Here is a 14,931-nt window from a genome sequence, read left to right on the forward strand (position 1 = left end):
ATGCGTGTTGTCACGTCCGCCCGAGTTGTGCTGGTGGGTCAGTAGGTCAGTTCGAGAACCACAACACGGTTTTCCGATGCGGGCCAGGTTCTTCCCGCCAAGTGCTCGCCGTTGAACTCTGCCTTGATGACGCGAAGTCCCGACTCGTTCACTTTGATTTTGGAACTGGATACGCCGGCGCCCGCTGGGGGCACGCCGGGTGGTGGTGTCTGGCCATCGAAACTGAGCTTGTCACGCTGTGCATCGAAATAGCCTCGTGGCCGCGTGAAGGTGACGACGGACGCGGCGCCCCTGTCGGCGTCCGCAAGGCGTGCCGCCGTCATGTTCACGATGTCACTGGAGCGAGGGAATGCACTGCGGTAAATATGGGTCGTGGCATAGCCGGGTGCCGCGATCACAAATTCGTACGGCACCCCTTCCTGGGCTGTGAAAGGCCCCCACTGCCCGTCTGCGCCCACTTTTTTGCTGTGTGCGGCGGTGCCGAGTCTTGCAGCAGTGCCTGGAGCAACGGCATAGACCGTCAGCTCAGCGCCTTGCAACAGCAGGTTGTTGACATAGTTGCCGGACTTTGGATCGTTCGGTTGCAGACCCAGTCCGCTGAGCTTGCCGTTGAGCACGATCGACGCCTCGTTCTGGATGCGGCTGATAGCCGGTGCATGGCCGGTGATGAAGCGGTAAGTGGCCTCAAAGGCGGCTGGCGAGAAAGAGGTCTCGCGGTGGTCGATGCCGGGGATGATCACGTTGTTGGCACCCTTGAGTTCCGGGCCCGCGAACGTGACGTTGGTGGCGGTGCCTTTGGCGCCGATCCAGACGCCATCGGCTTGGGCAAACTTGTCGTTGTGGTCGGAGCGAATCGTCATCCACTTCACACCTGGGGTCACTTCGTCACCCGCTGCGTTACGGGCGGCGTTCAAACCGGTGAGGAAGGGGCCGGTGCCGGAAAACTCATTCTTCTCGTTGTAGCCCTTGATCGCCCACACGCCGTGGTTGGGTGTGCCGCCCAGAATGGCATGACTGACCTTGACCGCTTCACTGCCGCCTCGCTTGTATTCTGTCTCGATGTAATTGCGAATGGCATTGCCACCGCGCGAATTGCCTACCAGCACGACTTTGCGTGCGCCGGTGGCCTTGAGCACTTTCTCGACCTCGCTCTTGAGGTAGTTCATGTGTTCGGTGGTCGAGGTGCGGCCCGCCTGCTCTTTGGTATCGTCATCGCGGGCCGCCGGGTAGGGCAGGTCAATGGCATGCAGTCGGGCACGCGGCCAGCCATTGGACTCGAAGCGCCAGAACGTGGTTTGCCAGAGAGCAGCCGTATCCCCATTGCCGTGCACGAACACAATCGGTGGCGCTTCATCGAGGGCCGGCTGTGTCGCGCAAGCGCTTAGCAGCAGGGCGCTGGCCGTCAGGCCCAGAAACAAGCGACGGGTGGTGCACAGGGGGATATTCACTTCAGGCTCCTTGAAAAAAAAGACCCGCCAGTCGTGAAACTGCGGGCCTGATGAAAATGGGGTGTTACCCATTCTCAGGATTTATGCAAACACACCTGCTGTGTCCTGCATGCGGCTCGATACTTCACCCAGGTGGTGCAGGGTATCGCCAAAGGTCATTTCCATCTGGGTGAGCCTCTTGAAGTAATGGCTCACGATGTATTCGTCGGTCACGCCGATGCCACCGTGCAGTTGCACCGCTTGCTGGCCCACGAAACGCATGGAATTGCCCAACTGGTACTTGGCGCGGGCCATGGCCGCACGACGCTCCGGTGCCGGTGCATTGAGTTTGAGCGACGCGTAGTAGCTCATCGAGCGGGCCAGTTCCAGCTGCATCTTCATGTCGGATGCACGATGACGCAGGGACTGGAAGCTGCTGATGACCACGCCGAACTGCTTGCGCGTGTTCAGGTATTCAGCGGTGATGGCCATGGTTTTGTCCATCACACCCACAGCTTCAGCGCAGGTGGCGGCAATGCCGATATCCACCGCATGCTCCAGTGCCGTGAGGCCGTCCAGAGTGATCAGGGTTGCCGTTGCGCCCTTGAGTGCGAGTTCCGCTGCGCGGCTGCCATCCTGTGTGCCATAGCCACGGGTGGTGACGCCGACGGCACTGCGCTCCACCAGGAACAGGGCAATCTTGCCGTCAACCGTAGCCGGGACAAGGAAAGCATCTGCCTGATCGCCTGCGGGGACTACGCTTTTTGTAGCATCAAGTGTCCATCCCGCGCCAGCCTTGGTAGCCTTGGCATTGCATACGTCGAGTTGGTAACGCGCGGCTCTTTCCTGGTACGCCAGTACCACCAGCGCTTCGCCGCTGGCGACCTTGGGCAGCCAGGCAGATTTGACCGCGTCAGGTGCATAGCCACTCAGCACACCACCGGCAATCAGGCTTTGCGCAAATGGCTCCAGCACGATGCCGCGGCCCAGTTCTTCCATCACAACCATGCCTTCGACCGGGCCCATGCCCATGCCGTCATTGGCTTCGGGCACGTACAGGCCGCACAGGCCCAATTCAGCGAGTTCATTGAAAGTGTCGCGTGAAAACCCGCCAGCCTTGACTGTGGCGCGGCGACGCTCAAAGGTGTAGCCCTTGTCTACCCATTTGCGAACCGCATCGCGCAGTTGTTCTTGATCGTCAGAAAAATCAAAATCCATGATGTTTATCCTTTTACATTCAGTTGAGGACAGGGCTTGTTGCCAAGCGTCTGCTGCCTGTCCCGCAATTAGCCCAGGACGACCTGGGAAACGATGTTGCGTTGCACTTCATTGCTGCCACCGTAAATCGTGGTTTTGCGCATGTTGAAGTAGGTGGATGCCAGAGGTGCGCAATGGACAGCACCGACGGCATCGCCTTGCCAGCCGGCTTCCATGGCTTCATGGATCAGCGGCAGGGCAAACGGGCCAGCGGCCAGCATCATCAGCTCGCTGTAGCGTTGCTGGATTTCGCTGCCGCGAATCTTCAGCAGGCCGGCGACGTCCAGCGATTGCTTGCCGGATTTCTCGGCGGCCAGCACGCGCAGGACCATCATTTCCAGCGCGACCACGTCCACTTCCAGCTTGGCGATTTCGTCGCGGAAACGGGCGTCGTTGTATACGCCTTCGGCCTTGGCGATGCGCTTGAGGCGATCGAGTTCGCGCTTGGAGCGGTTGACATCGGCAATATTGGTGCGCTCATGGCTCAGCAGGTGCTTGGCATACGTCCAGCCCTTGTTTTCTTCGCCGATCAGGTTTTCAACGGGGACTTCGACATTGTCAAAGAACACTTCGTTGACTTCGGCCTCGCCGTCCAGCAGCATGATCGGGCGCACGGTCACGCCGGGTGATTTCATGTCGATCAGCAGGAAGCTGATGCCGGTCTGGGGTTTGCCTTCGTTGCTGGTACGCACCAGGCAGAAAATCCACTCGCCGTACTGGCCCAGGGTGGTCCAGGTTTTCTGGCCGTTGACCACGTATTTGTTGCCCTGGCGCTCAGCGCGGGTTTTGACCGAGGCCAGGTCCGAGCCGGAACCTGGTTCGCTGTAGCCCTGGCTCCACCAGACTTCACCACTGCCGATGCCGGGCAGAAAGCGCTTGTGTTGCTCGGGCGTGCCAAAGGCCATGATCACGGGCGCTACCATCACGGGCCCGAAGGGGACCACGCGGGGAGCGCCGGCGAGGGCACATTCTTCTTCAAACAAATGCTTTTGCACCGAATTCCAGCCGGGGCCGCCAAATTCCTTGGGCCAGGCATGGCCGAGCCAACCTTTTTTACCCAGAATCTTGGCCCAGCGCTGCATATCGTCACGCGTGAGGCGCAGGGCGTTGTGTACTTTGTGAGAAATATCGGTGGGCAGGTTCTCGCGCACCCAGGCGCGAATGTCTTCGCGGAATTTCTGCTCTTCGGGGGTAAATGCCAAATCCATAAAAAAGCTCTCCAAATAAACCGGTTTGCAAAGAGAAATTGTGATCGTAACGGGCGTGTTTTTAGCACGATCGTTCGATTATGTCTGTCCAGGTGGCGACATGCCCAATTCAGCGCACAATTTTTGCACTGTTTCACGCAACTGTGTGACTTCCGTTTCAAGTCGTTCAATCCGTTCCAGGGTGTTGCCGCCGCCAGGGTTGCCGGTGGTGCCACTGGCGCCCGTTTGCATGGGGTCCACCGGGCCACACAGCAGATGTGCCCAGCGCTGTTCCCGGGTGCCGGGTGCTCGGGACAGTTTCACGACCAGCGGGCCGCCTTTTTCCAGTGCGCGGTCCTGGAGTTCTTCCAGAAAGCCTTCCACAGACGAGATGTCGGAAAACTTGTACCAGCGCTCGGAATTGAGCCGCAATTCGCCGGCGGTTTGCGGACCGCGCAGCATCAACAGCCCCAGCAGCACAGCGGACTGTTCGAACACCCCAATGCCGCGCTGAAAGTTGTGTTCGTAGCGGGTGCTGCGCCCGCCGCTGCTTTCCCGCACCAGATTGGCCGATTTCAAGGCATCGATGGCGGCGGCAACCTGGGCTTCGTCCAGCTCCATGAGCGGATCGCGACTGGTTTTCTGGTTGCACCCCAGCATCAGCGAATTGAGTGTCAGCGGGTAACTGTCCGGCACTGTGCGGGCCTTTTCCATCAGTGTGGCCAGCACGCGGGCCTCTACCGGGTCCAGGTGAATCGGGGATGGTGCGGCCGCGGATGCGGTGGAGGTACTCGATGGTGTGAAGGTCATAATTCAGGCCGGTATGAAAAACATCGTTATTTTGATCTCTGGCAGCGGGTCCAACATGGCAGCCATCGTAAATACTGCGCAGCGCGACCATTGGGCTGAACAATATGGCGCACGCGTGGCGGCTGTCGTCAGCAACAAGGCTGATGCCGGGGGGCTGGTTTTTGCGCGCGCGCACGGCCTCGCCGCCGAGGTGCTGGATCACAAGACCTTTGCCTCGCGTGAGGCTTTTGACGCGGCACTGATGGCATTGATCGACCGTTACGACACGCCCGGGCACCCGGTGCTGGTGGTGCTGGCGGGTTTCATGCGCATTCTCACGCCCGGTTTTGTTGAACACTATGCCGGGCGGATGACCAATATCCATCCCTCTCTCTTGCCCGCGTTCGGTGGTTTGCACACGCATCAGCGGGCACTGGATGCAGGCTGCAGGTTTGCCGGTGCCACGGTGCACCTGGTGACCGCTGATCTGGACCACGGCCCCATTTTGGATCAGGCTGCTGTGCCGGTGTTGCCAGGGGACCGCGCTGACACCCTGGCTGCCCGTGTGCTCACGCAGGAACACATCATTTATCCCAGGGCGATTGCTGATCTGCTACGAAAAAAATAGCTGACTACGTATATTTTGTAAGGGCCAGGGCCCATTTTCCATTGAATCTGTAGCGCTATTCGTGGCGCAGCGCTTCGATCGGGTCCAGTCGTGCAGCCCGGCGAGCCGGAAAGTAGCCGAACAGTACGCCAATACCGGCTGAGAACAGGAATGACAGCAGATTGACGCCCGGGTTGAACAGGTAAGGCACCTCCATCACACTGGCCAGGCCCAATGAGGCGCCGGTGGCCAGCACAATGCCGATCAGCCCGCCCAGGGACGAGAGCACCACCGCTTCGATCAGGAATTGCAGCAGTACCTCGCGTTCCAGCGCACCAATGGCCAGGCGCAACCCGATCTCGCGGGTGCGCTCGGTGACGCTGACCAGCATGATGTTCATGATGCCGATGCCGCCCACCAGCAGGCTCACGGCGGCCACCGCGCCCAGCAGCATGGTCATGACCTTGGTGGTGCCCGACAGGGCTTCGGCGAGTTGCTTGGTGTCCAGCACATTGAAATTGTCTTCATCACTCGGGGCCAGCTTGCGGCGCTCGCGCAGCAGTTGGGTGATGCCAGCCTTGACACGACTGGCGTCGCTGCCGTCCATCATCGACACCAGCAGGGTATTGACGCGTGTGCTGCCGGTGATCCGGCGCTGCAGGGTCTTGATGGGCACCAGCACCACATCGTCCTGGTCATTGCCAAAGCTGCCCTGGCCTTTGGAGGCCAGCACGGCCACGACTTCGCAGGATATTTGTTTCACCCGCAGTTGTTCGCCAACGGCCGGACGCTTGCCAAACAGTTCTCGCCGCACGGTCTCGCCAATCATGCATACCGCCGCGCCAGCGCGCAGTTCGTCGTCGGAAAAAACGCGGCCATCGCCAATCTTCCAGTTGCCGGTGAGCAGCCAGCCATTGGTACTGCCGATGATGCTGCTGGTCCAGTTTCGGCCATTGGCCACCACCGTACTGGCAGTGCGCGCTTCGGGGGCCACGGCAGCGATGCCGCCAATCTGGCTGGCAATGGCGTCGGCGTCCACTTCCTTGAACGACGGGGCACCACCTCCGCCCCCCCCTGGGCCCATCATGCGCTGGCCGGGGCGTACTTGCAGCAGATTGGTGCCCAGACCCGAGATCTGGTTTTGCACCGCCATGGTGGCGCCGTTGCCCAGGGTGACCATGGTGATGACGGCGCTGACGCCAATCACGATGCCCAGAATTGTCAGGAAGGAGCGCAGCAGGTTGCGCCGGATCGAGCGCAAGGCCAGCATCAGGGTGTTGAGCAACATCAGCGAGCCTCTGCGGTGTGCACGGCTTTGAGGCCCGCGGGATGCGGGTTGAGCGTGTCGCTCTCCACGACGCCGTCCACAAAACGCACGATGCGCTTGGCGTAGCTGGCCATGTCGGCTTCGTGCGTGACCATCAGCACGGTGATGCCGTGCTCCACATTCAGTGACCACAGCAGGTCCATGATCTCGCGGCTTCGATGGGTGTCCAGGTTGCCGGTGGGCTCATCCGCCAGAAGCACGGCGGGTTCGGTCACGATGGCGCGTGCAATGGCTACGCGCTGCTGTTGTCCGCCCGACAGTTCGGCAGGCGTGTGGTGCTCCCAGCCGGTCAACCCCACCTGTGCCAGTGCCCTTGCCGCTGCCGCATGGCGCACGCTGGCCGATTCGCCGCGGTAGAGCAAAGGCAATTCGACATTTTCCTGGGCCGAGGTGCGCGCCAGCAAGTTGAAACCCTGGAACACAAAACCCAGAAAACGCCGGCGCAGGCGGGCTCGCTGGTCGCGTGACAGGGTTTCGGCATGCACGCCATGAAACAGGTATTCGCCCGTGGTGGGTGTGTCCAGACATCCCAGCATGTTCATGACCGTGGACTTGCCCGAGCCGCTGGGTCCCATGATGGCGACAAAGTCGCCTGCCTCGATGATCAGGTCCACGCCTTTGAGTGCCTGCAAGGCCGTAGCACCTTGCCCATAGACCTTGGTCACCCGCTTGAGTTCGATCAGGGGGGCGTCGCTCATGGCGTGGCGCCTGCACTGCGTTGATCGGTAATCACCAGCATGCCTGGCTGTAATTCGCCACCGGTGATCTCGGTCATGCGTCCGTCGCTGATCCCGGCACTGACCGCCACTGGTGCTGCAGTGCCCTCACGCAGTATCCACACTTGCTTGGCGGGACCCGCGCCGGTGGCAGACTTGGCTGCCCCGCTACGTGGCATGCGGGGCAGCAGGCTGGAGACAATGCCGCCGCCGGACTTGGCCGCCGCGTTGCCGCCCTGGGTGGGTGAAAAGCGCAGCGCCGTGTTGGGCACCAGCAGTACATCCTGCCGCTCGGTGGAGGTGATGGTGCTGGCTGCGGTCATGCCGGGGCGCAGGCTCAGATCGGTGTTGTCCACATCGAGGTAAGTCACGTAAGTCACCACGTTGTCCGTGGTGGTAGAGCCAAAGGCCACGCGGGTGATGGTGGCCGGGTACTTGCGGGAAGGGTAGGCACTGACGGTGAAGCTGGCTTTTTGACCGACCTTGACGGACCCTACATCGGCCTCGTCCACATTGACTTGCAGCCGGAGCTTGGACAGGTCTTCAGCAATGGTAAACAGGGTGACTGCCTGCAAGGACGCAGCCACTGCGTTGCCGGGGTCCACCGAGCGGGTCAGTACCACGCCGTCAATCGGCGAACGAATCGATGCCTTGGACAGATTGGTTTCGTCGGTGGCGGCGGCCGCGCGTGCGGCTACCACGTCGGCTTGGGCGCTTGTCTCATCCGCCTGGGCTCGCTCCAGCGTGGCGCGACCGGTGTCCAGCTCCGCTTTGGACGGCACCTTGCCGCCTGACAAGCGGGCCACTTCTTCCAGGCGATCCAGGTTGCCCCGGGCTTCCTTGACGGTGACTGCGGCCTGTGCCACGCGGGCCACGGCCGAGCTGAGGGCTGCGCGCGAGCGGGCGACCTGGTCGCTGAGTTTCGAGGTGTCCAGCTCCACCAGCACCTGGCCTTTTTTTACCCGGTCATTCACATCCACGAGCACACGCAGCACGGTGCCGGACAGCTCGCTGCCAATGCTGACCGAGCGGGTGGGCTGCAGGGTGCCATTGGCGGTCACGCTCAAGGTGAGGTTCCCTTTGCTCACCGCCTCAGTCACGTACACCGGCGCTGCATTGTTGTTGCTGCGCGCTTGCCAGAACCAGACGCCCGCAATGAACAACACCAGCAGGGCGGCGATGCCCCAGACGAGCGGGCGGCGCCACCAGGCGCGGGAAGGGGCTTCGTCCAGCATGGCTTGAAGCTCCGTGGTTGAATGGGATACGCTGTGGGTGCTGGGGGTGGTCATGATGGATCGTCGTAATGTCGGGTTGTTCAGTTCCAGCCGCCGCCCAGTGCCTTGTACAGGCGCACGTGGTCGGCGCTGATGTCGGCTTGGGTACTGGCCACACTGTCCTGTGTGCTCAACAGGGAGCGCTGTGTTTGCAGGACGGTCTGAAAGTCAATCAAGCCACTGTTGAAGCGCTGTTGGGCCATCAGGGCCGCATTGCCTGCCGCGGTGGCCGCATTTTGCAGCCGCGTCAGCCGCTCGCGGTCGCCGTTCAATGCCACCAGCGCGTCCTCCACATCTTTCAGCGCGGTCAGCACCGCAGACTGGTAGCTGGCGCGGGCCTGCTCCAGTGCCGCTTCCTGCGCTTGCACCTGCGCCTTGGCTGCGCCCGCGTCCAGCAGTGGCACGGAAATGCCGCCCAGCAATGCGTTGACTACGGTGGCCCCACTGGTGAGTCCACTCAGGGTCAGGGCGCTCACGCTCAGGGAGCCGCCCAGGGAGAAGCTGGGGTAGCGCGCGGCATCGGCGGCCGACACCCGAGCCAGGGCAGCGCTGATGCGATGCTCCGCCGCACGCACATCCGGGCGCTGTCGCAGGGTCTGCGCCGGGATGTTCAGGGTCAAGTCGCCAGCGGCCTGGGGTATGGGCAAAGTTGATGACAACAGCGCCTGCAGGGCATCCGGGTTTTGGCCGGTCAGCACGGCCAGGCTGTGGCGGGTCTTGGCCGTGCTGGCCTGCAAAGCGGGAATTTGCGCACCGGTTTGCTCGCTGGCAGTACGGGCCTGCTCCACTTCCAGAGATGTGGTGAGCCCGGCCTGGGCGCGCCAGTCGGTGATTTGCAGCGTCTCGTTCTGGCTCGCCAGGTTGGTGTGGGCAACGGCCAACTGGGCCTGCTGGCCGCGCAACTGGATATAGGCCAGGGCGACTTCCGCCGCGACGGACACCTGCACATCGGCCAGCGATGCCTGCGCTGCCTGCGCATCTGCTTCGATGGCGTTGACGGCCTTGCGTTTGCCGCCAAACACATCGGGCTCCCAACTGGCATCAAATCCAGCCTTGAAGGTGCTGCTGGGGTCGTTGCTGCCGGACTGTGTGCGCTGTGCCGAGCCTGAGGCAGACACGCCAGGCCACATGCCAGCGGTCTTCACGTCACGCAGGGCCCGCGATTGTTGCAAGGCCGCCTGTGCGGCGCGCACGCTGGTGTTGGCTTGCAAGGCTTGTGTGACCAGGGTGGTCAGCAACGGATCATTGAAGCGCTGCCACCATTGCGCAAGCCGTGTAGGGTCTGCAGAAGATAGGGACGATGCGCCGGGCAAGGCAGAGGTGGACCATGCCGCAGGCACGGTCAGGGCGGTGCTGGCTTCGCGCTGGGGTAACCAGGACGCACAGCCGCTGAGGCCCAATACGATTCCGATGCTGGTAGTGAGGGGTAGGAGTGTGCTGCGCAGCAACGACCGGTTGGGGCAAGGAAAGTCTGGAGTAGGGGAGTGCATGTATCTTTGACTGTAGGAGTACAGCTTAACGCCACATTGTCCTGAGTCAAAAAGTAGCGGGTGTGTCCTGTCTGTGAAGACATGTAAAGCCGCCCGGCGCTGTCAATCAACTTTTTCCGGCGCCTGATCGCTATTGAATCAATAGCTTACTGCCCAATGAATACAGGGGGTAGAGTTAATTTTCGTTGTCAACTTTGGTGAATCGAGCTTGCATCACGCCGTTCACCGTCACCTCTTCTTTAAACATCGCCGATGGGCGAACCCACAGGCCGCGCTCCCCGTACAGAGCCCGGTACAGGGTCATCGGCTCAAGGGTCTCGCTGTGGCGCACCGTGTCCACCACTTCGTACAGGTTTCCCTTGTAATGGCGGTATAGGCCGGTGGGCGTGGCGGTCAAGGCAGGGAGATTTTCGTCACTCATGGGACAATCCTAGGTTATGCATCCAAAAGCTCTCTTAGAAGCCTGTTCCGAGTTGGTCCGGCTCACTCTCAAATTTGACCATCCCGCAGACGCCATTGTCTCGCGGTTTTTCCGTGACCATCGCGGTCTGGGGCCGCGTGAGCGCGCCACCATGGCCGAAACGGTTTACACCGTTCTGCGCAAGAAACTGCTGTTTGACCACTACGCGCCTTCCGGCAGTGGCCCCAAGGAGCGTCGGCTGGCGATTCTGGGCTTTTACGGTCCCGGCGATTTCCTGCGCAGCGCTTTGACTGAGCAGGAAGTCAACTGGCTCGATCAGTGCGAAAAGGTCAACGAGGCCGATTTGATGGAGCGCCATCGCCACAACCTGCCCGAATGGCTGGTGCAACCCTTGAAGGATCAGTTGGGGAATGAATTCTGGCCATTGGTGGAGAGCCTGAACCGTGGCGCCGGTCTGGATCTGCGGGTCAATGATTTCAAAGCCAAGCGCGCCGACGTCCAGAAAGAGTTGGCCAAAGCCGGTATCAAGGCGGTCCCCACGCCATTCTCACCGTGGGGCCTGCGCATTGCGGGCAAGCCCGCCTTGAACAAGATGGAAGCCTTTACCCGGGGCGATTTCGAGGTGCAGGACGAAGGCTCGCAACTGCTGGCCATGTTGCTGGACGCCAAGCGTGGTGAGATGGTTGTCGATTTCTGCGCGGGTGCGGGTGGCAAGACACTGGCCATCGGGGCTGCCATGCGCAGCACGGGGCGTCTGTACGCCTTTGATACCTCAGCGGGTCGGCTGGACTCGTTCAAGCCACGTATGGCCCGCAGCGGCCTGTCCAATGTGCACCCGGCGGCCATCGCGCACGAGCGGGATGACCGCGTCAAGCGCCTGTCCGGCAAGATCGACCGGGTGCTGGTGGATGCGCCCTGCACGGGTTTGGGCACGCTGCGACGCAACCCCGATCTCAAATGGCGACAAAACCTGCAGTCGGTGCAGGAGATGACAGTCAAGCAGGCCGCCATTCTGCAAAGTGCAGCGCGCTTGCTGAAATCCGGCGGACGGCTGGTGTATGCCACTTGCAGCGTGTTGCCGCAGGAGAACGAGGCTATCGCCGAGGCCTTTTCCGCAGCCAACCCGGACTTCACCTCTTTGGATACGGGCGAAATTTTGGCCAGCTTGAAAGTGGAAGGCGCCGCAAGTTTGTGCAGCGGCGGGGAAAACGGCCAGAAATACCTGCGTTTATGGCCGCATCGGCATCAAACAGACGGATTCTTTGCGGCAGTCTGGCAGAAAGCTTGAACTTCAGCGGCTTCATCCCGATCTGTATGGGTATGCGCTGATGGATACCCGAAAGCCTTAGACTACATGGCTTGAGGCGCGCAGTTGTCCGCTGCGCTTAACTTACCATTATTACTACTCGTCGTTGAGAGACATTATTGAATATGTTGTTACCTGATTGGGCTGTGTTGAACGCGGCAATTACCTGGTTGGCAAACGGTTTCTGGAATCTGGCATGGTGGCAAATTGTGCTGTTCACGCTGACCGTGACCCATGTGACGATGATCAGTGTGACGGTGTATCTGCACCGTCATCAAGCCCACCGCTCGCTGGACCTACATCCTGTTGCCTCGCATTTCTTTCGTTTCTGGCTTTGGTTGACTACCGGTCAGGTCACGAAAGAGTGGACGGCCATTCACCGCAAGCACCACGCCAAATGTGAGCAGGCCGAAGATCCGCACAGTCCGCATGTGTACGGTATCAAAACCGTGTTGCTGCAAGGGGCTGAGTTGTACCGGGCCGAGTCCAAAAACATGGAAACCATGGCCCGCTTTGGTCATGGAACGCCGGACGACTGGATCGAGCGCAACGTGTACACCCGATTTTCGTGGCAGGGCGTGGGCTTGATGCTGGTCATTGATATGGCACTGTTTGGCGCTGCCGGTCTGGCCGTGTGGGCTGTGCAAATGGCCTGGACGCCGATCATGGCGGCCGGCATCATCAATGGAGCGGCTCACTTTTGGGGCTATCGCAATTTTGAGGCGCCCGATGCCAGCACCAATATTTCGCCTTGGGGCATCATCATTGCCGGCGAAGAGTTGCACAACAACCATCACACCTATCCCACTTCGGCCAAGCTCTCTGTCAAGCCGTACGAGTTTGACATCGGATGGATGTATATCAGCTTGATGCAAAAAGTGGGATTGGCAACGGTCAAGAAGACCCCGCCCAAGTTGGCTTTGGGGGATATCCGGCCAGTAGCCGATGAAAAAACGCTGGAAGCCTTGATCTCCAACCGCTATGAAATCATGGCTGGCTACGCCAAAGACATGCGACGTGCGTTCAAGGACGAGCTGGAAGCGATGAAGACGCGCAGCGCCGACGCCGCCGTTATCAAGGCCGCCCGGCGCTGGATGCACCGCGATGCCGAAAGAATACCTGCTGCAGCGGTTCCCCACCTTGTCATGGCCCGTGCTGCTTCGCCTGTGCTGGACAAGATGGTGATCATGCGCGAAGAGTTGCGCCAGTTGTGGCTGAGCCGCTCGCATACCCGCGAGCAGCTTGCCGCAGACCTGCAGGCCTGGTGCCACAAGGCAGAGGCCAGTGGCATTGCGGCCCTGCAGGAGTTCTCTATGAGGTTGCGCGCGGCCCAAGCCTGAAGCATGGGCATTTGATGCCCGCCTCCGAGTGATTCAAGCCGGGAGTTTCCCGGCTTTTTCATGGGCGCGGCTAAATAGATGCATTAACAACGGCAGCACAAATGCGAAAGACTATTTAAAGGGAGTTGGCTGGTAGGCATGCTGCAATCTGAAGATTGCGCCTACTTCTTTTACAACCATAGCTGAAAAGCTATGGTGCCCGGGGCCGGAATCGAACCGGCACGCCTTGCGGCGGGGGATTTTGAGTCCCCTGCGTCTACCAATTTCACCACCCGGGCAAGCAAGAAGCGAAGAACGAAATTATGGCACAGTGTGGGCTATGAAATACCTAACAATTGAAGATTCCATCGGAAAAACTCCGTTGGTGATGTTGCAACGCATTGGCGGTGCAGAAAACCGCGAGCGCGGCAATGTCATTTTGGGCAAGCTGGAAGGAAATAACCCTGCCGGTTCCGTCAAAGACCGTCCGGCACTGGCCATGATCCAGGGCGCGCAAGACCGTGGCGAAGTGAAGCCGGGCGATACGCTGATTGAGGCGACCTCGGGTAACACCGGTATCGCTTTGGCCATGGCGGCCGCCATCAAAGGCTATCGCATGATTTTGATCATGCCCGAAGATCTGTCGATCGAACGTGCTCAAACAATGAAAGCCTTTGGCGCTGAGCTGATCCTGACGCCCAAAAGCGGGGGGATGGAGTACGCCCGGGATCTGGCCGACCAAATGCAGCGGGAAGGCAAGGGGCGCGTGCTGGACCAATTTGGCAATGCCGACAACCCGCGCGCGCACTATGAGACAACCGGGCCGGAGATCTGGGCCGATACGCACGGCAAAATCACGCATTTTGTGAGTGCCATGGGAACCACCGGCACCATCACGGGTGTATCGAAGTTTCTGAAAGAAAAAAATCCGGCTATTCAAATCGTTGGCGTGCAGCCCAACGAAGGCTCTCGCATTCCCGGCATCCGGAAGTGGCCGCAAGAGTACCTGCCAAAAATATACAGTCCGACCAACGTGGACGAGTTGATGTACGTGAGCCAGGAGTCCGCAGAGGACATGTGCCGCAGATTGGCGCGTGAAGAAGGCATTTTTGCCGGTATCTCGGCCGCCGGTGCTTGCTGGGTGGCGCAGGAAATCGCCAGGCGCGAAACCCAGGCAACCATCGTGTTCATCGTCTGCGACCGAGGCGATCGCTATTTGTCCACCGGCGTCTTTCCCGCTTAAATCTTTTCAATAAATTGACCATCAAATGAGCCACAAATTCAAATTTTGCCCCCAGTGTGCAACCGAGCTGGAATACATTGCCCAACTTGAAGATGGGGGTGAGAAGGAGCGACTGCGTTGCGTGGCCTGTGGTTACACACACTGGAACAATCCAACGCCGGTCCTGGCGGCGGTCATTGAATACCAGGGGAAAATTCTGCTGGCACAGAATGCTGCGTGGTCAGGCAAGATGTTTGCGCTGATCACCGGATTCATGGAGGCTGGTGAAACGCCCAAGGGGGGCATCGCCCGCGAAATCATGGAGGAAACCAGTCTGGAAGCGACCGAGCTGAATCTGATTGGTGTCTATGATTTTCAGCGCATGAACCAGATCATCATTGCCTACCATGCAGTCTGCCATGGTGAGGTCAAGCTCTCTCCCGAACTGGTTGATTACAAGCTATTCGAATTCGATCAGGTCAAATGCTGGCCCGCTGGCACGGGTTACGCCTTGGCCGACTGGTTGCGCTCGCGCGGACATGAGCCCCAGTTTGTGGAGTTCCCGAAACGGGCCTGATTGCAAAGTCAC

General features: G+C 60.2%; 14 protein-coding genes and 1 tRNA gene. 5 read left to right on the top strand and 10 right to left on the bottom strand.

The window, feature by feature from the left end; all coding sequences use genetic code 11:
• Positions 1-38 precede the first annotated feature (38 nt).
• The 4 genes from IV109_RS06325 to IV109_RS06340 all read right to left on the bottom strand — a co-directional run bounded on the left by IV109_RS06325 (position 39) and on the right by IV109_RS06340 (position 4,681).
• Complete coding sequence (locus IV109_RS06325; RefSeq protein ID WP_296693870.1) at positions 39-1,448, bottom strand: alpha/beta fold hydrolase; 1,410 nt, start codon at positions 1,446-1,448, stop codon at positions 39-41.
• 81 nt (positions 1,449-1,529) lie between these two features.
• The gene (locus IV109_RS06330; RefSeq protein WP_296693871.1) at positions 1,530-2,645 is read right to left on the bottom strand and encodes an acyl-CoA dehydrogenase family protein; all 1,116 of its coding nucleotides are present in this window, start codon (positions 2,643-2,645) and stop codon (positions 1,530-1,532) included.
• Positions 2,646-2,713: 68 nt separating this feature from the next.
• The gene (locus IV109_RS06335) at positions 2,714-3,892 is read right to left on the bottom strand and encodes an acyl-CoA dehydrogenase family protein (RefSeq protein ID WP_296693874.1); all 1,179 of its coding nucleotides are present in this window, start codon (positions 3,890-3,892) and stop codon (positions 2,714-2,716) included.
• 78 nt (positions 3,893-3,970) lie between these two features.
• On the bottom strand, positions 3,971-4,681 hold the full coding sequence (locus IV109_RS06340; RefSeq protein WP_296693877.1) for a YceH family protein: 711 nt from the start codon (positions 4,679-4,681) through the stop codon (positions 3,971-3,973).
• A gap of 13 nt (positions 4,682-4,694) precedes the next feature.
• Here IV109_RS06340 and purN point away from each other — a divergent pair, with 13 nt between their 5' ends.
• Positions 4,695-5,288: a phosphoribosylglycinamide formyltransferase gene (gene purN / locus IV109_RS06345; RefSeq protein WP_296693879.1), complete on the top strand. Its 594-nt coding sequence runs from the start codon at positions 4,695-4,697 to the stop codon at positions 5,286-5,288.
• Positions 5,289-5,343: 55 nt separating this feature from the next.
• Here purN and IV109_RS06350 read toward each other — a convergent pair whose 3' ends face one another.
• The 5 genes from IV109_RS06350 to IV109_RS06370 all read right to left on the bottom strand — a co-directional run bounded on the left by IV109_RS06350 (position 5,344) and on the right by IV109_RS06370 (position 10,495).
• Entirely contained in the window at positions 5,344-6,555 is a 1,212-nt protein-coding gene (locus IV109_RS06350) for an ABC transporter permease (protein WP_296693881.1), read from the bottom strand.
• Positions 6,555-7,292, bottom strand: a complete 738-nt coding sequence (locus IV109_RS06355) for an ABC transporter ATP-binding protein (RefSeq protein WP_296693884.1) — start codon at positions 7,290-7,292, stop codon at positions 6,555-6,557. Before IV109_RS06355 ends, IV109_RS06350 begins: the two co-directional genes overlap by 1 nt.
• Positions 7,289-8,599: an efflux RND transporter periplasmic adaptor subunit gene (locus IV109_RS06360; protein ID WP_296693887.1), complete on the bottom strand. Its 1,311-nt coding sequence runs from the start codon at positions 8,597-8,599 to the stop codon at positions 7,289-7,291. Before IV109_RS06360 ends, IV109_RS06355 begins: the two co-directional genes overlap by 4 nt.
• A 26-nt stretch (positions 8,600-8,625) precedes the next feature.
• Positions 8,626-10,074: an efflux transporter outer membrane subunit gene (locus tag IV109_RS06365; protein WP_296693888.1), complete on the bottom strand. Its 1,449-nt coding sequence runs from the start codon at positions 10,072-10,074 to the stop codon at positions 8,626-8,628.
• A gap of 175 nt (positions 10,075-10,249) precedes the next feature.
• Positions 10,250-10,495 carry a DUF1653 domain-containing protein gene (locus IV109_RS06370; protein WP_296693891.1) on the bottom strand — a complete coding sequence of 82 codons (246 nt, stop codon included), beginning with the start codon at positions 10,493-10,495 and terminating at the stop codon, positions 10,250-10,252.
• 16 nt (positions 10,496-10,511) lie between these two features.
• Between IV109_RS06370 and IV109_RS06375 the strand changes: the two genes are divergently transcribed.
• Together IV109_RS06375 and IV109_RS06380 are read left to right on the top strand one after the other, a co-directional pair.
• Entirely contained in the window at positions 10,512-11,783 is a 1,272-nt protein-coding gene (locus IV109_RS06375; protein WP_296693894.1) for an RsmB/NOP family class I SAM-dependent RNA methyltransferase, read from the top strand.
• A gap of 143 nt (positions 11,784-11,926) precedes the next feature.
• Positions 11,927-13,141 carry a fatty acid desaturase gene (locus IV109_RS06380; RefSeq protein ID WP_296693897.1) on the top strand — a complete coding sequence of 405 codons (1,215 nt, stop codon included), beginning with the start codon at positions 11,927-11,929 and terminating at the stop codon, positions 13,139-13,141.
• 193 nt (positions 13,142-13,334) lie between these two features.
• Here the strand turns inward: IV109_RS06380 and IV109_RS06385 are convergent.
• Positions 13,335-13,419 (bottom strand) — tRNA-Leu (locus IV109_RS06385).
• Positions 13,420-13,460: 41 nt separating this feature from the next.
• Here IV109_RS06385 and cysM point away from each other — a divergent pair.
• Positions 13,461-14,363: a cysteine synthase CysM gene (gene cysM / locus IV109_RS06390; RefSeq protein ID WP_296693899.1), complete on the top strand. Its 903-nt coding sequence runs from the start codon at positions 13,461-13,463 to the stop codon at positions 14,361-14,363.
• Positions 14,364-14,388: 25 nt separating this feature from the next.
• Positions 14,389-14,919 (top strand): NUDIX domain-containing protein, encoded by a 531-nt coding sequence (locus tag IV109_RS06395; protein ID WP_296693902.1) that lies wholly within the window; start codon positions 14,389-14,391, stop codon positions 14,917-14,919.
• Positions 14,920-14,931: the final 12 nt, after the last annotated feature.

The organism is Rhodoferax sp., from assembly GCF_018780565.1.
Taxonomy (GTDB): domain Bacteria; phylum Pseudomonadota; class Gammaproteobacteria; order Burkholderiales; family Burkholderiaceae_C; genus Rhodoferax.